Origin of the sequence: Citrobacter sp. Cb031, assembly GCF_030336725.1 — a bacterium.
GTDB lineage: Bacteria > Pseudomonadota > Gammaproteobacteria > Enterobacterales > Enterobacteriaceae > Citrobacter > Citrobacter braakii.
On the sequence record NZ_JAOWDA010000021.1, the window covers coordinates 575975 to 597274 of the forward strand.

17 protein-coding genes are annotated in these 21300 nt (G+C 54.2%); 13 read left to right on the top strand and 4 right to left on the bottom strand.

What is annotated here, in order from left to right:
* Positions 1-94: 94 nt before the first annotated feature.
* From OGV93_RS07170 to ybaK, 10 genes are all read left to right on the top strand, one after another.
* Positions 95-2239: a TonB-dependent receptor plug domain-containing protein gene (locus tag OGV93_RS07170; RefSeq protein ID WP_200100857.1), complete on the top strand. Its 2145-nt coding sequence runs from the start codon at positions 95-97 to the stop codon at positions 2237-2239.
* A gap of 2 nt (positions 2240-2241) precedes the next feature.
* Positions 2242-3066 carry a heme/hemin ABC transporter substrate-binding protein gene (locus tag OGV93_RS07175; RefSeq protein ID WP_101700627.1) on the top strand — a complete coding sequence of 275 codons (825 nt, stop codon included), beginning with the start codon at positions 2242-2244 and terminating at the stop codon, positions 3064-3066.
* A gap of 18 nt (positions 3067-3084) precedes the next feature.
* Positions 3085-4431, top strand: coding sequence for a heme anaerobic degradation radical SAM methyltransferase ChuW/HutW (gene hutW / locus OGV93_RS07180; protein ID WP_019076190.1), 1347 nt, complete (start codon positions 3085-3087; stop codon positions 4429-4431).
* A 3-nt stretch (positions 4432-4434) separates the two neighbouring features.
* A complete protein-coding gene (gene hutX, locus OGV93_RS07185; RefSeq protein ID WP_016155886.1) occupies positions 4435-4929 on the top strand; it encodes a heme utilization cystosolic carrier protein HutX in 495 nt (164 codons plus the stop codon).
* The gene (chuY, locus tag OGV93_RS07190) at positions 4929-5552 is read left to right on the top strand and encodes an anaerobilin reductase (RefSeq protein ID WP_016152097.1); all 624 of its coding nucleotides are present in this window, start codon (positions 4929-4931) and stop codon (positions 5550-5552) included. Before hutX ends, chuY begins: the two co-directional genes overlap by 1 nt.
* A 51-nt stretch (positions 5553-5603) precedes the next feature.
* Positions 5604-6596, top strand: a complete 993-nt coding sequence (locus tag OGV93_RS07195) for a FecCD family ABC transporter permease (RefSeq protein ID WP_094760950.1) — start codon at positions 5604-5606, stop codon at positions 6594-6596.
* On the top strand, positions 6593-7363 hold the full coding sequence (locus tag OGV93_RS07200) for a heme ABC transporter ATP-binding protein (protein ID WP_287109477.1): 771 nt from the start codon (positions 6593-6595) through the stop codon (positions 7361-7363). Before OGV93_RS07195 ends, OGV93_RS07200 begins: the two co-directional genes overlap by 4 nt.
* 146 nt (positions 7364-7509) lie before the next feature.
* Entirely contained in the window at positions 7510-10011 is a 2502-nt protein-coding gene (gene copA, locus OGV93_RS07205; protein WP_016155883.1) for a copper-exporting P-type ATPase CopA, read from the top strand.
* Positions 10012-10213: 202 nt separating this feature from the next.
* On the top strand, positions 10214-11008 hold the full coding sequence (locus OGV93_RS07210) for a TraB/GumN family protein (RefSeq protein WP_019076185.1): 795 nt from the start codon (positions 10214-10216) through the stop codon (positions 11006-11008).
* 200 nt (positions 11009-11208) lie between these two features.
* Positions 11209-11688, top strand: a complete 480-nt coding sequence (ybaK, locus tag OGV93_RS07215; protein WP_016152092.1) for a Cys-tRNA(Pro)/Cys-tRNA(Cys) deacylase YbaK — start codon at positions 11209-11211, stop codon at positions 11686-11688.
* A gap of 181 nt (positions 11689-11869) precedes the next feature.
* On the opposite strand, the gene ushA is transcribed toward ybaK, so the two are convergent.
* Positions 11870-13522, bottom strand: a complete 1653-nt coding sequence (gene ushA / locus OGV93_RS07220; protein ID WP_016155880.1) for a bifunctional UDP-sugar hydrolase/5'-nucleotidase UshA — start codon at positions 13520-13522, stop codon at positions 11870-11872.
* Between the two features lie 297 nt (positions 13523-13819).
* Here ushA and fsr point away from each other — a divergent pair, with 297 nt between their 5' ends.
* Together fsr and ybaL are read left to right on the top strand one after the other, a co-directional pair.
* A complete protein-coding gene (gene fsr / locus OGV93_RS07225) occupies positions 13820-15040 on the top strand; it encodes a fosmidomycin MFS transporter (protein WP_016155879.1) in 1221 nt (406 codons plus the stop codon).
* Between the two features lie 224 nt (positions 15041-15264).
* Entirely contained in the window at positions 15265-16944 is a 1680-nt protein-coding gene (gene ybaL, locus OGV93_RS07230) for a YbaL family putative K(+) efflux transporter (RefSeq protein WP_016152087.1), read from the top strand.
* Positions 16945-16989: 45 nt separating this feature from the next.
* On the opposite strand, the gene gsk is transcribed toward ybaL, so the two are convergent.
* Positions 16990-18294 carry an inosine/guanosine kinase gene (gene gsk, locus OGV93_RS07235; protein ID WP_016152086.1) on the bottom strand — a complete coding sequence of 435 codons (1305 nt, stop codon included), beginning with the start codon at positions 18292-18294 and terminating at the stop codon, positions 16990-16992.
* A 152-nt stretch (positions 18295-18446) separates the two neighbouring features.
* Between gsk and aes the strand changes: the two genes are divergently transcribed.
* Positions 18447-19406: an acetyl esterase gene (aes, locus tag OGV93_RS07240; protein ID WP_019076184.1), complete on the top strand. Its 960-nt coding sequence runs from the start codon at positions 18447-18449 to the stop codon at positions 19404-19406.
* Here the strand turns inward: aes and hemH are convergent.
* Positions 19403-20365: a ferrochelatase gene (gene hemH, locus OGV93_RS07245; RefSeq protein ID WP_016152084.1), complete on the bottom strand. Its 963-nt coding sequence runs from the start codon at positions 20363-20365 to the stop codon at positions 19403-19405. The genes aes and hemH overlap by 4 nt on opposite strands.
* Positions 20366-20545: 180 nt before the next feature.
* Positions 20546-21190, bottom strand: a complete 645-nt coding sequence (gene adk, locus OGV93_RS07250) for an adenylate kinase (protein ID WP_287109478.1) — start codon at positions 21188-21190, stop codon at positions 20546-20548.
* Positions 21191-21300 lie beyond the last annotated feature (110 nt).

Below are 21300 nucleotides of genomic sequence, written 5' to 3' on the forward strand. Positions count from 1 at the left end.
GGTTCTGCACCTTTCATCTTGAACAAAGGGAAACAATTTTATATACAAACGCGAATGATAATGATGATCATTTACATTCAATAAAGGTTCTCTTATGTTGCCACGGATTAACCAAAGGCCATTTATTCTTTCAGCCCTGACATTATGCATGTCCGGCGCTACTTTTGCAGCGACCTCTCCAACACACGGTTCAACGTCCGACGAAGATACGGTGATCGTTACGGCTAACCGCACAGAAAGTAGTCTCTGGGATAGCCCAGCAACCATTCAGGTTATCGATCGCCAGACGCTACAAAATTCCACCAGCGTTTCTGTTGCTGATGATTTACAAGATATCCCCGGCGTCGAAGTTACCGATAACGCTCTCGCAGGTCGGAAACAAATTCGTATCCGTGGCGAAGCTTCTTCACGGGTGCTGATTTTGATAGACGGCCAGGTCGTCAGCTACCAACGTGCCGGACAAAACTACGGAGCCGGTTTACTGATTGACGAATCCGCGCTGGAACGCATTGAAGTGGTCAAAGGCCCTTATTCTGTCCTCTACGGTTCGCAGGCAATTGGCGGCGTCGTGAACTTTATTACCAAAAAAGGCGGCGATAAGCCTCTGGGGGGTAGCGTTAAGGCTGTTTATAACTCCGCAACAGCAGGATGGGAAGAGTCAGCGGCAGCCTGGGGAAGCATCGGTAACTTTGATTACCGCATCAATGGCAGCTATTCCGACCAAGGGGATCGCGATACACCTGACGGAAGATTGCCCGACACCAACTTCCGTAATAACGGTCAGGGAGTGTGGCTTGGCTACAACCTCGATCGCCACAAAATTGGACTCTCACTCGACCGTTATAAGCTATCCACTCAAACCTGGTTTGACGATCCCGAAGGTCAGTTCGACGACTTTAGCGTCAAAATTCCTAAGCTGGAACGCGAGAAAATCGGTCTTTTCTACGACTACGCGGCCGACGGGGATTACCTGAAGAACATCCATTTTGACGCATACACCCAGACAATAGAGCGCAAATTTGAAAACCGGGTCAAAACGACCCAGATTATCCCCAGCCCGATGATTAAAGCGCTGACGGTAAGCAATCAAACCAATACCAACGACAAACAATATACCCAGGGTGTAACGCTGCAGGGCAATATCTCCCTTCCGGCTAACAACACGCTGGTGATTGGCACTCAGTATCAGCATGACAAAATAAAACAGGACACGGACGGCAGTACGCGCCAGACCGCGGCTACCGGCTTCTTCGATACGCAAACCCGTACCCTGTCATATAACGAAGCGGAACAAAGCAACACCTCACTGTTCGCGCAAAACGACTGGCGCTTTGCCGATGACTGGACGTGGACCGTGGGCGCACGCCAGTACTGGCTGTCTTCGAAACTCAATCGCAACGATACGCAAACTATCCAAAGCAGCGGCACCACCTGGCAATCCACCGGGGGAAATTCCGTTCACGATGATGAACTGGTGACCTCGACCAGCCTGCGCTATTCCGGCTTTGAAGATCTTGAACTCCGGGCTGCATACGCCCAGGGCTATGTCTTCCCCACGCTTACTCAGTTGTTCATGCAGACATCCGCCGGCGGCAGCGTTACCTACGGCAACCCAAACCTGAAGGCTGAACACTCGAATAACTATGAGTTGGGCGCGCGGTATAAAGGGAATATGTGGCTGATTGACGGCGCCATTTATTACTCTGAAGCCAAAGACTATATCGCCAGTCTGGCCTGTTCAGGCCAACCCGTTTGCAACGGCAACACCACCTCTTCCCGCGGCGGCTATTACTACTACGACAACATCGATCGTGCCAAAACCTGGGGCATGGAATTAACTGCAGAATACAACGGCTGGGCGGTTTCCCCCTACCTGAGCGGTAATCTCATTCGCCGTCAATACGAAGGCAACACCATAAAAACCTGGGATACCGGCGAACCCACGCTGACCGGGCGCGTTGGCCTGAAACATACCTGGTTGATGAATGTCGCTAACGTGACGTCAGATGTCTTTATTCGCGCGGCGTCCCGCGCTAAAGATAATACCGGCACCACGGAAATAAACTACCCAGGCTGGGCCACGCTAAACCTCGCATTCAACACTGAGTTTGGTCCGCAGGACCAGTATCAGGTCAACCTCGCGCTCAACAACCTGACCGACAAGCGTTACAGAACCGCGCATGAATCTATCCCAGACGCTGGTTTCAATGCCGCTGTTGGCTTTGCGTGGAATTTCTGACGATGAAAAAACTCATGATTGGCTTACTGAGCCTCGCCTGTGTTTTCAGCGCCCAGTCCGCTGACCGCCTGGTGGTGGCGGGCGGTTCGCTTAGCGAACTGATTTACGCCATGGGCGTCGGCAACCGGGTGGTTGGCGTCGATGAAACCACCTCGTACCCACCTGAAACTGCCGCACTCCCGCATATCGGCTACTGGAAGCAGTTAAGCAGCGAGGGCATTTTATCGCTGCACCCAGACAGCTTTATCACCTGGCAGGATGCAGGCCCTCAAATCGTTTTGGATCAGCTCCGGGCGCAGAAAGTTAACGTCGTTACATTGCCGCGCGTACCGGCCACCGTCGAGCAGATGTACGCCAACATTCGGGAGCTGGCTCAAACGCTGCGCATTCCTGAACAAGGTGAAGCGCTGGTCAATCGCCTGCATCAACGTCTGGATCATGTTCAGCACAGCGTGGCGGCGAAAAATGCGCCGGTCAAAGCCATGTTCATTCTCTCCGCTGGCGGCAGCGCGCCGCAGGTCGCCGGCAAGGGCAGCGTTGCCGATGCCATTATGACCCTTGCGGGCGCACAAAATGTCGCCACCCACGCGCAGTATAAAAGTTACAGCGCAGAGTCGCTGATCGCCGCCAACCCGGAGGTGATCGTGGTGACGTCGCAAATGGTGGATGGCGATCTGGCTCGTCTGAGCGCGATTGCCGGTATTACCCACACTGCGGCCTGGAAAAATCAGCGCATTGTGGCGGTAGACCAGGCGCTGATTCTGGGAATGGGGCCTCGCGTCGCCGATGCGGTTGAAGCCCTGCACCAGCAATTCTGGCCTCACTAACTGGATTTATAAAAAAGAATGAAAACTGAACACTCGCTGGATCTCACCGCGCATTTTGCGCTTGAGGGAAGTCAGCCCTTTAAGGATCGCCGCGCCACAATGCCATGGCGCGGGGCGATCCCGATTGCCAAAGAGCTATTGTCACAAACCTGGCAGGATGTTATCAGCCAGCCTACCCCGCCGCGTAAACGGCTGGTGTACTTGCATATCCCTTTTTGTGCAACGCATTGTACTTTCTGTGGTTTTTATCAAAACCGGTTCGAAGAAGATCACTGCGCCCGCTACACCAACGCGCTGTTGCGCGAAATCGAGATGGAAGCCGATAGCGCATTACATCAGTCAGCCCCAATTCACGCCGTCTATTTTGGCGGCGGTACGCCTTCAGCGCTGTCAGCACGGGATCTGGGCAGAATCATCACCGCGCTGCGTGAAAAGTTACCGCTGGCACCGGACTGCGAAATTACCATTGAGGGACGAGTGCTCAATTTTGACGATGCGCGAATTGATGCCTGCCTTGACGCTGGCGCCAATCGGTTTTCGATCGGTATTCAATCTTTTAACAGCCGGATCCGCAAGAAAATGGCGCGCACCTCAGACGGCCCGACCGCAATTGCCTTTATGCAGGGGCTGGTAAAACGGGATCGTGCCGCCGTGGTATGCGATCTGTTGTTTGGTCTGCCAGGACAAGATGCAAAACTGTGGGGCGACGATCTGGCGATTGCCCGTGACATCGGCCTCGACGGCGTAGATCTTTATGCGCTGAACCTGATCCCCAATACACCGCTTGGCAAAGCAGTTGAAACCGGGCGCACAACCGTTCCCTCTCCCGCCGAACGTCGCGATCTCTATCTTCAGGGTTGCGATTTCATGGACAGCGCAGGCTGGCGCTGCATCAGCAACAGCCACTGGGCGCGTACCACGCGTGAACGCAATCTGTACAACCTGCTGATTAAACAGGGAGCGGACTGTCTGGCATTCGGCTCAGGCGCCGGGGGATCAGTCAATGGCTATTCCTGGATGGTCGAGCGCAATCTGACAACATGGCATGAATCTATCGCCGCCGGGAAAAAACCGCTAATGATGATGATGCGTACCGCCGAGCGTGGTTTCCAGTGGCGACACACTCTCCAGGCGGGCATTGAAACGGCCCGCGTTCCGCTGGATGAACTGACGCCTCATGCACAAAAACTGACTCCGCTACTGACCCAATGGCATCACGCAGGACTGACGCGAGATGCCAGCACCTGTGTGCGCCTGACCAATGAAGGGCGTTTTTGGGCGAGCAATATTTTGCAGTCTCTTGATGAACTTATTCAGGCACTTAACGCGCCGCGCATTGCGGTAGAACAACCATACCAGGAGTGAATTATGAGCCATGTCTCTTTACAGGATTTTTTGAAAACTGAACCGGACGGTACGCTGGAAGCTATCGCTGCCCAGTACAACACCACGCTGCTGGAGGTGGTGAAAAACCTCCCCTCCCCGACGCTGGTTTCCGGCGATCAATTTGATACCGTCTGGGAAACCGTCAGCGAATGGGGCAAAGTCACCACCCTGGTCCATACTGCTGATGTCATTCTGGAATTCACCGGTGAATTACCTTCCGGATTCCACCGTCATGGCTACTTCAACCTGCGCGGCAAAAAAGGCATGACCGGTCATATCAAGGCAGAAAACTGTACGCATATTGCCCTGATTGAACGCAAATTTATGGGAATGGACACCGCGTCCATTCTCTTCTTTAACCAGGCGGGTAGCGCAATGTTCAAAATTTTCCTCGGTCGGGATGAGCATCGACAGTTACTGGCCGAACAGGTCAGCGCCTTTCACGCGTTGTCTTCATCTTTAAAGGAACATGCCTGATGGCTCCATGGCTCATTTTTGGTGCGGGTGGTAGCGGCGTCGGCGCGAAAACGCTTGAACTCGCACTGGCGGAACAACGTCCGGTGATTGCCGTCGTTCGCAACGCACAGGTCGCTGCAGGGTTGCAGGAAAAAGGTGTGCAGGTCTTCATCGGCGACGCCTGCGATAGTCAGGTCACCGCCTGTGCCTGTCGCGCAGCGGGTCAACATGCCACGGTGATCTCCTCCATGGGCGGCGCCCAGGATTATCTGGCGCACAGAACCGTCATTGATGAAGCAGAAAAAGCGGAGATCAAGCGCATGATTCTGGTGACCTCACTCGGCTGCGGTGACAGTTGGCCTTTTCTTTCTTCACGCGCAAAGGCCGCATTTGGTCAGGCTGTACGGGAAAAATCGTTGGCTGAAAGCTGGCTACAAACCAGTCGACTGGACTACGCCATTCTCCGCCCCGGCGGTTTGCTGAACGGTGCAGCCACCGGCCAGGCGCAACGAATACAGGCTCAGGAGTGTCACGGCTTTGTGATGCGTGCAGATGTTGCGAAGCATATTCACGAACTGGCCACTGCGCCGGCACTCAATAACCAGATTTACAGTTTGGTTGAGCCGGGACTGAAACCCGCGTAAACCCCTCACGGCGCGGGAACTCCGCGCCGCAAAGACGTTATGGAGCGTTACGTGCTTAAGGACTCGCTTTCTTCCGTCAGCATCCTGACGGGTCTTTCTCTTTTGCTGGTTGCTCTGATGCTCTTCGGTGCCAGCCAGGGGGCGCTGAACATTAGCTTCAGCGCTCTGTTCAACGACGAATATCGTGATATCTGGTTAAACATCCGCTTGCCTCGCGTGCTGCTGGCCGTTCTGGTCGGTGCTGCGCTGGCGACGGCTGGGGTCATCATGCAGGGACTTTTTCGCAATCCGATGGCCGATCCTGGCCTGCTTGGCGTCAGCAGCGGCTCCGCGCTGATGGTCGGCATCGCGATAGTTATCCCATTTTCGTTCCCCGTGGTGCTGGTGCTGTATGAGCAGATGATTTTTGCCGTCGCAGGCAGCATGGTGGTCTGCACGATTATTTTCCTGATAAGCCAGCGTCATAACCACGGTGGAATGATGCAACTGCTGTTAGCCGGTATCGCTATCAATGCCCTGTGCGGTTCGGCTATTGGCGTACTGAGCTATGTGGGCGACGAGCAGCAGCTACGTCAACTTACATTGTGGATGATGGGAAATCTCGGCCAGGCCCAGTGGCCAACGCTGTTGGTTGCCAGCACGTTTATTCTTCCAGCCATTGTTGTAACCATCTGCATGGCGGGAACGCTTAATTTACTGCAGTTGGGTGATGAAGAGGCGCATTACCTCGGCGTAAACGTCAAACGTAAGCGTCAGCAGTTACTGTTGCTCAGTTCGCTCCTGGTTGGCGCTGCGGTTTCCGTCAGCGGCGTAATTGGTTTTATTGGCCTGGTGATCCCACATCTGATCAGAATGACGACCGGTGCCGATCATCGCTGGTTGATTCCCTGCTCTACGCTGGCCGGTGCCTGTTTACTCCTGATTGCCGACACGTTGGCCCGCACACTTGTTCAGCCAGCCGAAATGCCCGTTGGCCTGTTAACCAGCCTGATCGGTGGACCGTATTTCCTGTGGTTAATACTGCGTAGCCGGAGGGTGTCATGATCGTCGCTGAAAATCTGGTCTACCACATTCAGGGAAGACGACTGACCGACGACGTTTCCCTGACGCTACCTGATGGAGAGATCATCGCGATTCTTGGCCCGAACGGAGCCGGGAAATCGACGCTGCTACGCCAGCTTACGGGATATCTGCAGCCCCACAGTGGGCGTTGTAGCATGTTTGGCAAGCCGCTGGACAAGTGGTCAATCACCGAGCTGGCAAAAACCCGTGCCGTGATGCGCCAGAATAGTCATATGGCCTTCCCGTTTAGCGTTCAGGAGGTCATTCGCATGGGCAGACATCCGTATCGTACGCGCAATACGGGCGATGAAACGGAGCACATCATGGCATTGTGTGATTGCCAGGCGCTGGCCGCACGCGATTACCGGCATCTCTCGGGAGGAGAACAACAGCGGGTACAGCTGGCGCGCCTGCTGGTTCAGCTTTGGGAGCCCGAGCCTGGGCCGAAATGGTTGTTTCTTGATGAACCCACCTCCGCGCTGGATATTCACCACCAGCAGCACCTTTTTCGTCTGCTACGTCGTCTGGTGCGTGAACGACAGTTTAACGTCTGCTGCGTCCTGCACGATCTCAACCTCGCGGCGCGCTATGCCGACCGTGTGGTATTGATGGAACGCGGCAGGATAGTTGATAACGGATATCCGCAGGATGTTCTGAAGCAACGGTCGCTGAACGCGCTGTACGGTGCCGATCTCACGGTCATAAATGAACCGAAGCATCGAACGCCAATTATCGTCCTCAATCAATAACAGACCGGGAACCCCTGACGTGGCGTTCCCGTTTTTCTCCCTTTACACCCTTTTTTCACCTTTTCTAAAAACGCCCTTGACCTTCCCCTTGCTGGAAGGTTTAACCTTTATCACAGTCAGTTAATCCTGCAAAAAAGGAGTTGGTTATGTCTCAAACAATCGATCTAACCCTGGACGGCCTGTCCTGTGGTCACTGCGTAAAACGCGTTAAAGAAAGTCTGGAACAACGTCCGGACGTTGAGCAAGCGGATGTCACCGTGACAGAAGCGCATGTTACCGGGAGCGCCAGCGCAGAAGCGCTGATTGAAACCATTAAACAAGCCGGTTACGGCGCGGAGTTAAGCCACCCAAAGGCTAAACCGCTGACGGAGTCATCAATCCCGTCGGAAGCACTGGCAGCGGTCCCTTCCGAGCTTCCGGCAGCTACGGCTGATGATGACAGCCAACAGTTGCTGTTAAACGGCATGAGCTGCGCCAGTTGTGTGACCCGCGTACAAAATGCATTGCAAAGTGTACCGGGCGTCACGCAGGCACGGGTAAACCTGGCGGAACGCACTGCGCTGGTAATGGGCAGTGCCTCCGCCGCAGACTTAGTACAGGCGGTTGAAAAAGCGGGCTACGGCGCAGAAGCGATTGAAGATGATGCTAAGCGTCGCGAACGTCAGCAAGAAACCGCCGTGGCAACCATGAAACGTTTTCGCTGGCAGGCAGCCGTCGCGCTGCTCCTGGGTATCCCGGTGATGGTATGGGGCATGATTGGCGACAACATGATGGTGAGCGACGACAACCGCAGCCTGTGGCTGATGATTGGTCTGGCAACGCTTGCCGTGATGGTTTTCGCGGGCGGTCACTTTTACCGCAATGCGTGGAAAAGCCTGATGAACGGCACCGCGACCATGGATACGCTGGTGGCGCTGGGTACGGGGGTGGCATGGCTCTATTCCATGAGCGTCAACCTCTGGCCGCAATGGTTCCCGATGGAAGCGCGACACCTCTATTATGAAGCCAGTGCCATGATTATCGGTCTGATTAACCTCGGACACATGCTGGAAGCGCGGGCTCGCCAACGCTCGTCTAAAGCACTGGAAAAACTGCTCGATCTGACACCGCCGACCGCACGCGTCGTCACTGACGAAGGTGAAAAGAACGTGCCGCTGGCAGAGGTGCAGGCTGGAATGTTGCTGCGCCTGACCACCGGTGACCGCGTTCCGGTTGATGGCGAAATCACTCAGGGTGAAGCCTGGCTGGATGAGGCCATGCTGACCGGTGAGCCGATTCCACAGCAAAAAGGTGCAGGCGATAGCGTCCACGCCGGTACGGTCGTACAGGACGGTAGCGTGCTGTTCCGCGCCAGCGCTGTTGGCAGTCACACCACGCTGTCGCGCATTATTCGTATGGTGCGCCAGGCGCAAAGCAGCAAACCGGAGATTGGCAAACTGGCCGACCGCATCTCGTCGGTGTTCGTTCCGGTCGTGGTCGCCATTGCGCTGGTCAGTGCGGCTATCTGGTATTTCTTTGGACCGGCGCCGCAGATTGTCTATACGCTGGTAATCGCCACCACCGTCCTGATTATTGCCTGCCCTTGTGCGCTGGGTCTGGCAACGCCGATGTCGATTATTTCCGGCGTCGGGCGTGCCGCTGAATTTGGGGTGCTGGTACGTGATGCCGATGCGCTGCAGCGCGCCAGCACGCTCGATACCATCGTGTTTGATAAAACCGGGACGCTAACTGAAGGCAAACCACAGGTTGTCGCCATCAAAACGTTTGGCAATACCGACGAAGCGCTGGCAATTCGTCTGGCAGCGGCCCTTGAACAGGGTTCCAGCCACCCGTTAGCCAGGGCGATTCTGGACAAAGCAGGTGATGTCACGCTGCCGCAGGTCAACGGTTTCCGTACGCTGCGCGGTTTAGGCGTCAGTGGCGAAACGGAAGGTCATTCGCTGCTGCTGGGAAACCAGGCACTGCTCAATGAACAGCAGGTAGATACCACTGAAATGGAGGCTGAAATCACCGCTCAGGCTTCCCAAGGCTCAACCCCGGTACTGTTAGCGATTGACGGTAAAGCAGCAGCGCTGTTAGCGGTACGTGATCCTCTGCGTAGCGACAGCGTGGCAGCACTCCAGCGTCTGCACCGCGCCGGGTATCGTCTGGTGATGCTCACCGGCGACAACCCAACGACCGCCAACGCCATTGCCAAAGAGGCGGGTATTGATGAGGTGATTGCTGGCGTTCTGCCGGACGGTAAAGCCGAGGCGATTAAACGTCTGCAGAGCCAGGGGCGTCAGGTTGCCATGGTCGGTGACGGTATCAACGATGCGCCTGCGCTGGCTCAGGCTGACGTAGGGATTGCCATGGGTGGCGGCAGCGATGTGGCGATTGAAACCGCCGCGATTACGCTGATGCGCCATAGCCTGATGGGCGTTGCAGATGCGCTGTCTATCTCCCGGGCAACGCTGCGCAATATGAAGCAGAACCTGCTCGGCGCGTTTATCTATAACAGCATCGGTATCCCCGTTGCCGCCGGGATTTTGTGGCCGTTCACCGGAACACTGCTCAACCCGGTCGTTGCCGGAGCGGCGATGGCGCTCTCCTCCATTACCGTGGTGAGCAACGCTAATCGACTGCTGCGCTTCAAACCTAAAGAGTAAGCCTTTACCGGATGTCGCTCTGAACGGGGCCCCAAATCATTCGCGTTGCCTCAAGGCGGCAAGTATAAAAACCCCAGGAGCATAGCCAATTATGTGACTGGGGTTTTTGCACGCTGCCAATAAAGAGGCGGAGCGAATGATGAAGTGTATTTGCACCTTCCAGGACCACGCGCTAGCATGGAAGTCTACTTAGGGAGGCCGTATGGATCTGTTGTACCGGGTAAAATCATTTTTCACCGCGCTACGCGGCAACCACTATACCTGGCCTGCCATCGACATCTCCTTGCCCGGAAACCGCCATTTTCATCTGATTGGCAGTATTCACATGGGCAGCCGCGATATGGCGCCTCTGCCTGCCAAATTACTCAAAAAGCTCCAGCGTGCCGATGCGCTCATTGTCGAAGCCGATGTTTCCGGCGACGACGCGCCGTTTGCCAACCTTCCGACCTTTGCCGCACTGGAAGAGCGCATCAGCCCAGAGCTGCTAGATAATCTGCACAAAGTCACCGACGAGCTGGGTATTTCCCCTTCCCTGCTGTCTACACAGCCGCTGTGGCAAATCGCCATGGTCTTGCAGGCAACGCAGGCGCAGCAGTTGGGGTTGCGGGCAGAATACGGCATTGATTACCAACTTCTGAATGCGGCAAAACAGGTGCATAAACCCATAATCGAGCTGGAAGGCGCATCCAGCCAAATCGAGCTGTTGTGTCAGTTACCCGATAACGGACTGGCTCTGCTGGACGATACCCTGACGCACTGGCACACCAATGCCAGACTGCTACAACAGATGATGGGCTGGTGGCTTAAAACGCCGCCACGCAATAGCGAACTCAATCTACCCAATACTTTTAGCCAGTCGCTGTATGACGTTTTGATGCATCAGCGTAATGCGGCCTGGCGCGATCGACTCAGGGCGATGCCCGCCGGTCACTATGTCGTGGCCGTTGGTGCGCTGCATTTGTATGGAGAAGGAAATTTGCCGGAGATGTTACGGTAAAAAAATGGCCAATATTGCTATTGGCCCGTCAAAGAGGAATTTCATCATTATTATGATCCCGACGCTTAAAGCATCGGTGTAGTTCGATTGTCGCTCAAAGTCATCATCCTGCCAACACTATTGCGCAAGATGGTACTATTTTTTAGACAGACATCAGGCGTATGCTTGTGTCGTATTTTGTCTGGGCCAGGAAAATTGCTATGACACCCGCCGTTAAATTACTCGAAAAAAACAAAATTTCTTTCCAGATCCACACCTACGATCACGATCCGTCCGAGACGAACTTTGGTGACGAAGTGGTACGCAAGTTAGGTCTGAATGCGGACCAGGTCTACAAAACGCTACTGGTTGCCGTGAATGGCGATATGAAGCACCTGGCGGTTGCCGTTACGCCGGTAGCCGGTCAACTGGATCTCAAAAAAGTCGCCAGGGCGTTGGGAGCCAAAAAGGTCGATATGGCCGATCCGATGATCGCGCAGCGAACCACCGGGTATCTGGTAGGCGGCATCAGCCCGCTGGGGCAGAAAAAAAGATTGCCGACGCTCATCGACGCTCCCGCCCAGACGTTTGACACCATTTATGTGTCCGGCGGCAAACGCGGGCTGGATATTGAACTGGCAGCGGGCGATTTGGCGAAAATTCTGGATGCGAAATTCGCCGATATCGCACGCCGTGATTAATTGTCTTTTGCCCGGTGATACGGCGATTGAGCCTACTGCGATTACAGGGCGTGATTGGTGAAGACAGTTTGGACTCGGCCAGCGCGCAAGAACCGGAGCGTAGATGTAATAAGTAGGATTATTGGGCCGCCATGAAGGGCGGCCCGGAGGAGCGGATAAAATGATGCCCCAAATTGCCCTGTTACTGCCAGCTTACCTCGCCCTTCGGCTCATACGCACCAGCATCGAGCGGTGAGTTCTTCTGCACGTACTCTTTCAGCACTTCCGCATCAATAAACCCGGTATTTACATAGCCAGGCTTGTTATCAATTCGCGGATAGCCATCGCCGCCGGTGGCATTGAAGCTCAGCGTTGCCATGCGATAGGTTTTGGCTGGATCAACGGGTTCGCCTTTAATTTTCAAATCGTTAAGCTTGCCGTCTTTCGCCACGAAGCTGACATTGGCAAACTGCGGATAGGCCCCGGAATCCGGCTTCATTTGCGCCACGGCGGTCAGATAGTCAATCACCTCTTTCCCGCTCATGTCGGCGTACACCACGATGTTACCGAACGGCTGCACTTTCAGCACGCTCTTATAGGTGATATCACCGCCTTCGATGGAGTCACGGATACCGCCGCCGCTCATCACGCCAAAATCAGCGCTGGTTCGCGCCATTTGCGCAGCCAGCAGTAAATGCCCCATGTTGGTCTGTACGAAACGGACTTTGCTACGGTCGCCTTCGAGACGCGCATTGACGCTACCAATTTTCACGTCGAGCTGCGCTTTACCTTTATTCTGGAACGGCGTCAGCAGTGAAAGCATTTGCTGATTTTCTGCAATTTCCGGGGTGTAGAGTACGCGCTCACTTTTACCGTTGTCCCAGGTCACTTTTTTCTTCAGGTTGACGGGGATGAGCTGGTAGTTAACCATTTTCATTTCGCCATTGCGGAACTCAAAGTCCGCCCGCCCCACGTATTTCCCCCACTCATGCGCCTGCACAATCCAGATCCCGTTTTGCTTGTCTGGCGCACACGGCGTACCCGGTACGTAATCAACCTGCTTCTTGTTTTCCGCGGCCATACATACCGGATCCTGCGAGTGACCACCCACAATCATTGCCAGCGATCCCGCCGGCAGGCTGCGCGCCATTTCTACGTCGCCAGGCGCGTTCGAGCCGTGATTGCCATTGTCATAATGTCCCATATGGGTGGTCGCAATAATGATGTCCGGCTTTTCCCCCATATTCAGTTCCTGGATAACCAATTTGGCTTCATCAGCAGGTTTACGGAACTCTATATCGGTAAAGAACTCTGGGTTGCCAATTTTCGCCGTATCGTCAGTGGTTAAACCGAGTACGGCAATTTTTAAATCCTGACGCTTAAAGATGGCCCACGGCTTAAACAAACGCTCGCCGGTGCTTTTCTGATAGATATTGGCCGAGAGAAACGGGAATTTGGACCATTTTTCCTGCTGGCGCAATACGCTAAGCGGATTATCAAACTCGTGGTTTCCGACCGCCATCGCATCATAGCCAATCAGGTTCATTCCGCGAAAATCAGGTTCCGCATCCTGCAGATCAGACTCCGGTACGCCGGTATTAATGTCGCCACCGGAAAGCAGCAGTACACTGCCTCCTTCCTCAGCCACCTCTTTACGAATACCGTCCACCAGCGTTTTTTGTGCCGCCAGCCCGTATTCACCGTATTCGCTGCGCCAGAAGTGACCGTGATGATCGTTGGTATGCAGAATGGTAATTTTGTAGGTTTTATCTTTTTCGTACGCCTGTGCAGGTTGACCTGCCAGCGCAAATGCGGCTAATAACGCCAGCGCCACGCCCCGTTTTAAAAACTTCATATTTCACTCCCTGACTCAATATCAACCGCCATACCCGTTATCCTTCAAATTACATGTGCGTTGGCTGCGCTCACTTCCCCCTGTCGCTTATGCAGTAAGCTCCTGGGACTCTCGCGTTTGCCGCCTACCTGTAAGTCGAATTAGTTCGGGCATAAAATTACAGCTACTGAAAATAATAGCCGAAAATGTTTTCAGAAATGAGACTTCCTTCAAACACCTTCCGCAGGTATGTTAGTCAGGTAATAATAACAAATTAGATTACCCTCATAATCGCAACCCAAACAGAAGTGACTTTCTATGGCAATAAGTGAACCAACCCAGCCAGTGGCTGGCGCGTCAGCGTCGGTTGCTAAAGCACGCACCTCATTTGGCATTTTAGGGGCAATCAGCCTCTCCCATCTGCTAAACGATATGATCCAGTCGCTGATCCTGGCGATTTATCCGCTATTGCAGTCAGAGTTCTCGCTGACGTTTATGCAGATAGGGATGATTACCCTGACCTTCCAGCTTGCTTCCTCACTGCTGCAACCGGTTGTGGGTTACTGGACGGATAAATACCCGATGCCGTGGTCGCTGCCCATTGGGATGTGCTTCACGCTGAGTGGGCTTGTTTTGCTGGCCATGGCCGGCAGTTTCCATATGGTCCTGCTCGCCGCGGCGCTGGTTGGTACCGGCTCTTCGGTATTTCACCCGGAATCATCCCGCGTGGCGCGAATGGCCTCCGGCGGTCGTCACGGTCTGGCCCAGTCAATTTTCCAGGTTGGCGGCAACTTTGGTAGCTCTCTGGGACCGTTACTGGCGGCTGTCATCATCGCGCCATATGGTAAGGGTAATGTGGCCTGGTTTGTGCTGGCTGCGTTATTAGCGATTGTCGTTCTGGCGCAAATCAGCCGTTGGTATGCCGCGCAGCACCGGATGAGTAAAGGAAAACCGAAAGTCGCCATCGTGAATCCGTTACCACGGAATAAAGTGGTGCTGGCGGTAAGCATCCTGCTGGTGCTGATTTTCTCCAAATACTTCTATATGGCGAGCATCAGCAGCTATTACACCTTTTATCTGATGCAAAAATTCGGATTATCGGTACAAAATGCCCAGTTTCACCTGTTTGCCTTCCTGTTTGCCGTCGCAGCCGGGACGGTGATTGGTGGACCATTGGGCGATAAAATTGGCAGAAAATATGTTATTTGGGGCTCTATCCTCGGCGTAGCACCCTTTACCCTCTTTTTACCCTACGCAACGCTGGAATGGACCGGGATTTTAACCGTGATCATTGGTTTTATCCTCGCATCGGCGTTTTCTGCCATTCTGGTCTACGCGCAGGAGCTGCTTCCTGGCCGTATCGGCATGGTTTCTGGGCTATTTTTCGGTTTTGCCTTCGGCATGGGCGGCTTGGGAGCCGCGGTGTTAGGGCTGATTGCCGACCATACCAGCATCGATTTGGTCTACAAAATATGTGCTTTCCTGCCACTACTGGGGATACTGACCATATTCTTACCTGATAACCGACATAAAGCGTGATTTCCTGACGGCCAAAAGTAAATTTTGGCCGTCAGACTTACAGTAGCCATCAGCCTTTGCCTCTCACATACCGCTGTACTTTTCCGATCCGTGCTTTTTTACGTCTAAAATCCTATTTTCATCAAAATTCAATAATTATTCACAAACAAAAACATCAAAATTGTCATAAACTATTACTCGTCGTTTGAGTTTTCAGGATTATCACAGCAACCAAAGGAGACGGAATGCATCACGCCACCCCGCTTATCACCACCATTGTCGGCGGCCTTGTGCTCGCTTTTATATTAGGCATGATTGCCAATAAACTACGTATTTCTCCTCTGGTGGGATATCTGTTAGCGGGCGTTCTGGCCGGTCCATTTACACCTGGTTTTGTTGCTGATACCAAGTTAGCGCCTGAACTGGCCGAGCTTGGCGTAATCCTGCTGATGTTCGGCGTGGGGCTGCACTTTTCGCTGAAGGATTTGATGGCGGTAAAGTCTATCGCCATTCCCGGCGCGATTGCCCAGATAGCGGTGGCAACGCTGCTGGGCATGGCGCTTTCAGCGGTGATGGGCTGGTCGCTGATGGTTGGGATCGTGTTTGGTCTGTGTCTTTCAACCGCCAGTACCGTGGTGCTATTGCGTGCACTTGAAGAAAGGCAGCTCATTGACAGTCAGCGCGGGCAAATCGCCATTGGCTGGCTGATTGTCGAAGACCTGATGATGGTGCTGACGCTGGTTCTCCTACCAGCCGTCGCTGGAATGCTGGAAAAAGAAGATGTCGGCTTTGCCTCGCTGGCCGTAGATATGGGCATTACCATCGGTAAGGTGGTGGCGTTTATCGCAATTATGATGCTGGTCGGTCGTCGCCTGGTACCGTGGATTATGGCCCGCAGCGCCGCAACCGGCTCACGCGAACTGTTTACCCTGTCAGTCCTCGCCCTCGCATTAGGTATCGCATTTGGCGCAGTGGAGCTGTTCGATGTCTCCTTTGCACTGGGGGCATTCTTCGCCGGCATGGTGCTGAACGAATCTGAACTGAGTCACCGTGCGGCGCATGACACCCTGCCGCTGCGCGATGCGTTCGCCGTACTGTTCTTCGTTTCCGTCGGGATGCTCTTTGATCCCATGATTCTGATTCAGCAGCCGCTGGCGGTACTGGGCACGCTGGCGATTATCATCTTTGGTAAATCCCTTGCCGCCTATTTCCTGGTGCGCCTGTTTGGTCACTCCCAACGCACAGCGCTCACCATTGCCACCAGCCTGGCGCAGATTGGTGAATTTGCCTTTATCCTGGCGGGTCTGGGCATGGCGTTAAACCTGCTGCCGCAGGCCGGACAGAATCTGGTGCTGGCGGGGGCGATCCTGTCCATCATGCTTAACCCGGTGCTGTTCGCGGTGTTAGAAAAATATCTCGCCAAAACAGAAACGCTGGAAGAACAGACGCTGGAAGAGGCTATTGAAGAAGAGAAGCAAATTCCGGTGGATATCTGCAATCACGCCCTGCTGGTTGGCTTTGGGCGCGTCGGTAGCCTGCTGGGCGAGAAATTGATGGCTGCGGGGATCCCGCTGGTAGTTATCGAAACCTCACGCACCCGAGTGGATGAACTGCGCGAGCGCGGGATCCGCGCGGTGCTGGGAAATGCCGCCAACGAAGAAATTATGAATCTGGCGCATCTGGATTGCGCACGCTGGCTGCTGCTGACCATTCCCAATGGCTATGAAGCGGGTGAAATTGTCGCTTCAGCACGCGAGAAGTGCCCGTCAATTGAAATTATCGCCCGCGCGCATTATGACGACGAGGTGGAATACATTACCGAACGCGGCGCCAATCAGGTCGTCATGGGTGAGCGTGAAATCGCCCGTACCATGCTGGAGCTGATTGAAACGCCGCCTGCTGGTGAGGTGGTCGTTACAGGCTGATGTCGTTGCCGGATGACGCTATCGCTTATCCGGCATGTGCATGATTTAACGATCCCAGTACGACTCTTCGAGGCTATCTTCGCGTTCCGGCAAACCGCGCGTCAGGCGCGGGGAATGCTGGTTCAGCACCTGATAACTCACGCGATTCGCATATTTACACACCTGGGCTAACGACGAATAGGTCAGCCAGGTGAACTTGTGCTTGCTGGAGTTAGGCACGTTGCTGCGGTGATAGCTGTTAGCGGTAATATCATGCAGCAATGCCGCCAGCGCGCCGTCGCCAGCGCCGTTGGTATTCATGATCTTCTCTGGACCGCCCATATACGGTGCGATGTGCGAATACACACGCAGCGGATTGGTACAATCTTTATGACGCATGGCGCGGCTAAACTCGTACTGGTTGAATTCGGCAATGGCCCCAGGCAGCAGCGGATGCTGGGTTTTACGTTTGACTTCTTCTTCCGTAAAGCCCGCCATATAAAGACCCGCCGGACCCGCTGTGCACAGCACCAGATCCACCCAATCCAGCGCCTTGTCGGACGCCAGCAGCGGATCGTTTTCGCCGGTCAGCGCTTCGGCCTCTTCTTCATTCATCGCCAGAATTGAGACATGCTCTTTCAGGAATGCCTGCCACCACTGCGGATTATCGGCAATGACAAATTTGGTGCCCAGCGTCAGTACCACCGGTACATTGTGTTTTTTAGCAAATTCGATCGCCTTCATGGTCGCTTCCGGCATTGGCTCGCCCGGCTCGCAGCGCACCAGATAGGACGTCAGCACAAGCGCGGACGCTCCGGCAATCACCGATTCAGGGATGCTATCCGCCCGTAGCTTGTTCATATGCCCTGGGCTGATTGCAAAGGTACGCTCACCGGACTCGCCAATCAGCGTAAAGCAGCGACCAATCGGTCCATCTACGCCCTGCAGGTAGTTCAGATCGGTACGACTGGAGGTATTGCATAAATAGCGGTACGCATAGCTGCCAATCTCGATATTGCTGCACATCACCCCCAGCAGCACCGAGCGGTCATCCGCCAGCACGGAGTAGTTGTGCATCGTATTACCGATAGTACCGCCCGCAAACTGATGGGTGATCAAATTTTCACGCACCAGTTCCTGGTAGAGCGCTTCAGCGACATCATCTGCAATCACCAGAGAGTGCCCGGCGCTTAATCCATAACGTTTTACAAAGTTATCATCAACTTTGGCTTCAATATCCACCAGCGTCTGGTCAATACCCACCACCCAGGCTGCGCTGGTTTCATTTTCTGGCTGAATTTGTTGCAGCAACGGATCGCGCGCGCTGACGGGGAAATAGTGTTTGGATTTACGTTTACCGGGAAATTTCATGGTCGATTTTACGGGTGGTTAGCTGAGCGATGCATGGTAGCACATTCCCCGCTGCGCATGCGATGCGGCGCTGAGTTTCAATATCGGACGGTGAGATCGCAGTTTATCCGGGATGAATTTCTACAATAACTCACCTTCACAAGGAGCGCTTTATGAAGCCGGAAAACAAGATCCCCGTACTCGACAACATTTCGGATGAAATGAAAAGTGTGGTGAATTTTCATCGCGAAGATTTGCCGCCGTGGCCCGCTGCCGATGACTTTGTGGCCCAGCGTAAACACTACATTCATGAACGGCAGTTGTGGAATGCCGATGCCCCACAGATGAATACCCGAGAATGTGTTATTTCCACCGCATGCGGCCCCGTTGCCACACGAATTTACGCTCCGCAGCCCCATAGCCAGGCGACGCTATATTACCTGCACGGCGGCGGTTTTATTCTCGGTAATCTGGATACCCACGATCGCATTATGCGTTTACTGGCGCGCTATACGCAGTGCACGATAATTGGCATCGACTATTCGCTTGCGCCAGAGGCCCGCTACCCGCAAGCCATCGAAGAGATTGTCGCCGTCTGTCAGTACTTTTATCAGCACGCTGGCGATTATTCCCTTAATGTGAATCATATTGGTTTTGCGGGCGATTCCGCCGGGGCCATGCTGGCGCTTGCCAGCGCGTTGTGGTTGCGGGATAAACAAATTGCCTGCGGCAAGGTGGCTGGCGTGCTGTTGTGGTATGGGCTTTATGGCCTGCAGGATTCACTGAGCCGACGGCTAATGGGCGGCGCCTGGGATGGTTTAACTCGCGAGGATCTGCTGATGTACGAAAACGCGTACCTGCGTAGCGCCGACGATCGCGAGTCACCATACTATTGCCTGTTTAATAACGACCTGACGCGCGACGTACCGCCGTGTTTTATCGCCGGTGCGGAGTTTGATCCGCTGATTGACGATAGCCGCTTATTATTCCAGACGCTACAGGCGCATCAGCAGCCCTGCCAGTACAAAATGTACCCCGGCACGTTGCACGCCTTCCTGCACTATTCGCGGATGATGAAAACCGCCGACGATGCGTTACGGGAGGGCGCGCGTTACTTCAGAGCGCAGCTTTAACGGTAGGCTGCGGTCAGTTTAACCATCATTTCGATATGTTCCGGTGTGGCATTCAGCGCCGGAATATACTCATATTGCTTACCACCAGCCTCAAGGAAAATCTCCCGGTTTTGCACCGCTATCTCTTCCAGCGTTTCGAGACAATCAGCCGCGAAGCCCGGACACATGACCTGGATATGTCGGGTCCCTTTCTCCGCCAGCATTTTTAACGTTTCATCGGTATATGGCGTCAACCACGGTTCACGGCCAAAACGAGACTGGAAGGTCATCATCACTTTTTCCGGCGGCAAGCCAAGCGCAGAAACCAGCTCACGAGTCGTATCGCGACAGCGCTGCGGGTAGTCATCGCCTTCATCGGCGTAGCGCTGCGGAATGCCGTGGTAGGAAAGCAGCAGCAAATCGGGTTCACCATGTTGAGCAAATGAATCACGGGCGCTCTTGGCCAGCGCATCAATGTAGCTGCTGTCATCGGCGTAATCACGAATAAATGAGATGCCAGGAATACTGCGTTTACGCGCTAAGATTCGTGCCAGTTCGTCCCAGACCGCCGCCACGGTAGAACAGGAATATTGCGGGTACAGCGGTAACACCACCATGTGTTCAACTCCGCTTGCCAGTAGTTCATCGACCGCGCTTTCAAGCGACGGTGAACCGTAGCTCATCCCCAGCGCGACAGGCGTATTTGGCAGACGTTGTGCCAGCGCCTGCTGTTGCGCCTTGCTGTAGACCATCAGCGGGGAACCGTCTTCCATCCAGATTGACTGGTACAGCTTTGCCACGCGTGGCGCACGCAGCGGCAAAATCACACCACGCAGCAGCGGCCACCACAGCGCAGGTGACGTATCGACTACGCGTTGATCGCTTAAAAACTGGCGCAGGTAGCGCTTAACGGCTTCGGGGGTTGGGGCATCGGGAGTGCCGAGGTTTGCCAGCAGGATACCGGTTTTCGTCTGACGCATTACCGCCTCTTATCGATTCAAATTGTTGATAATTGTAGCGGAAAAGCGATAAAGAAGAACTAATTGCTGTGAAAGGTAAGACGAGAATTTGCCTGATGGCGCTGCGCTTATCAGGCCTACATAAAATCGTAGGCCGGATAAGGTGTTTACACCGCCATCCGGCATTGACTGCGCTAAAACTTAACCGAGGATTTTTTCCAGCGCTGCGCGAACGTCAGCCACAGCCTGGGTGCCGTCAACTTTCGCGTATTTGGTGTTACCCGCCTGCGCTTCTTTAGAGTAGTAGCCGATCAGCGGAGCGGTCATCTGATGGTATTCCTCCAGGCGCTTACGTACGGTCTCTTCCTGATCGTCTTTACGGGTGGTCAGCTCTTCGCCGGTCACGTCGTCTTTGCCTTCAACCTTAGGCGGGTTGAATTTGATGTGGTAAACGCGGCCAGAAGCAGCGTGTACGCGACGACCCACGATACGGTCAACGATCAGCTCATCCGGAACGTCGAATTCAAGAACGTAGTCCACGTTGATGCCTGCTTCTTTCATGGCATCAGCCTGCGGAATAGTACGCGGGAAGCCATCAAGCAGGAAACCATTACGGCAGTCTTCCTGAGCAATACGCTCTTTTACCAGCGCGATCACCAGCTCATCAGTCACCAGCTTACCGGCGTCCATGATGTCTTTCGCTTGTTTGCCCAGCTCGGAGCCAGATTTCACGGCAGCACGCAGCATATCACCGGTGGAGATTTGCGGAATACCATACTTCTCCATGATGAACTGAGCCTGAGTTCCTTTACCCGCGCCCGGAGCGCCAAGCAGAATGATACGCATTACGAAAATCCCCTTAAAGGTTGTCGATATTTTTTAAAAAGCGCTAAACGATACCACCATCACGCAATTGGCTCAAGGAAGACGCCCGACGCTGAAACGGTTAACGGTGG

Excerpts from the sequence above, each read along its gene's own strand:
- hutX (WP_016155886.1), top strand. The coding sequence starts at position 4,435 with ATGAGCCATGTCTCTTTACAGGATTTTTTGAAAACTGAACCGGACGGT.
- fsr (WP_016155879.1), top strand. The coding sequence starts at position 13,820 with ATGGCAATAAGTGAACCAACCCAGCCAGTGGCTGGCGCGTCAGCGTCG.
- adk (WP_287109478.1), bottom strand. The coding sequence starts at position 21,190 with ATGCGTATCATTCTGCTTGGCGCTCCGGGCGCGGGTAAAGGAACTCAG.
- OGV93_RS07200 (WP_287109477.1), top strand. The coding sequence starts at position 6,593 with ATGATCGTCGCTGAAAATCTGGTCTACCACATTCAGGGAAGACGACTG.
- ushA (WP_016155880.1), bottom strand. The coding sequence starts at position 13,522 with ATGAAGTTTTTAAAACGGGGCGTGGCGCTGGCGTTATTAGCCGCATTT.
- OGV93_RS07210 (WP_019076185.1), top strand. The coding sequence starts at position 10,214 with ATGGATCTGTTGTACCGGGTAAAATCATTTTTCACCGCGCTACGCGGC.
- hutW (WP_019076190.1), top strand. The coding sequence starts at position 3,085 with ATGAAAACTGAACACTCGCTGGATCTCACCGCGCATTTTGCGCTTGAG.
- aes (WP_019076184.1), top strand. The coding sequence starts at position 18,447 with ATGAAGCCGGAAAACAAGATCCCCGTACTCGACAACATTTCGGATGAA.
- OGV93_RS07170 (WP_200100857.1), top strand. The coding sequence starts at position 95 with ATGTTGCCACGGATTAACCAAAGGCCATTTATTCTTTCAGCCCTGACA.
- gsk (WP_016152086.1), bottom strand. The coding sequence starts at position 18,294 with ATGAAATTTCCCGGTAAACGTAAATCCAAACACTATTTCCCCGTCAGC.
- ybaK (WP_016152092.1), top strand. The coding sequence starts at position 11,209 with ATGACACCCGCCGTTAAATTACTCGAAAAAAACAAAATTTCTTTCCAG.
- ybaL (WP_016152087.1), top strand. The coding sequence starts at position 15,265 with ATGCATCACGCCACCCCGCTTATCACCACCATTGTCGGCGGCCTTGTG.
- chuY (WP_016152097.1), top strand. The coding sequence starts at position 4,929 with ATGGCTCCATGGCTCATTTTTGGTGCGGGTGGTAGCGGCGTCGGCGCG.
- hemH (WP_016152084.1), bottom strand. The coding sequence starts at position 20,365 with ATGCGTCAGACGAAAACCGGTATCCTGCTGGCAAACCTCGGCACTCCC.
- copA (WP_016155883.1), top strand. The coding sequence starts at position 7,510 with ATGTCTCAAACAATCGATCTAACCCTGGACGGCCTGTCCTGTGGTCAC.
- OGV93_RS07175 (WP_101700627.1), top strand. The coding sequence starts at position 2,242 with ATGAAAAAACTCATGATTGGCTTACTGAGCCTCGCCTGTGTTTTCAGC.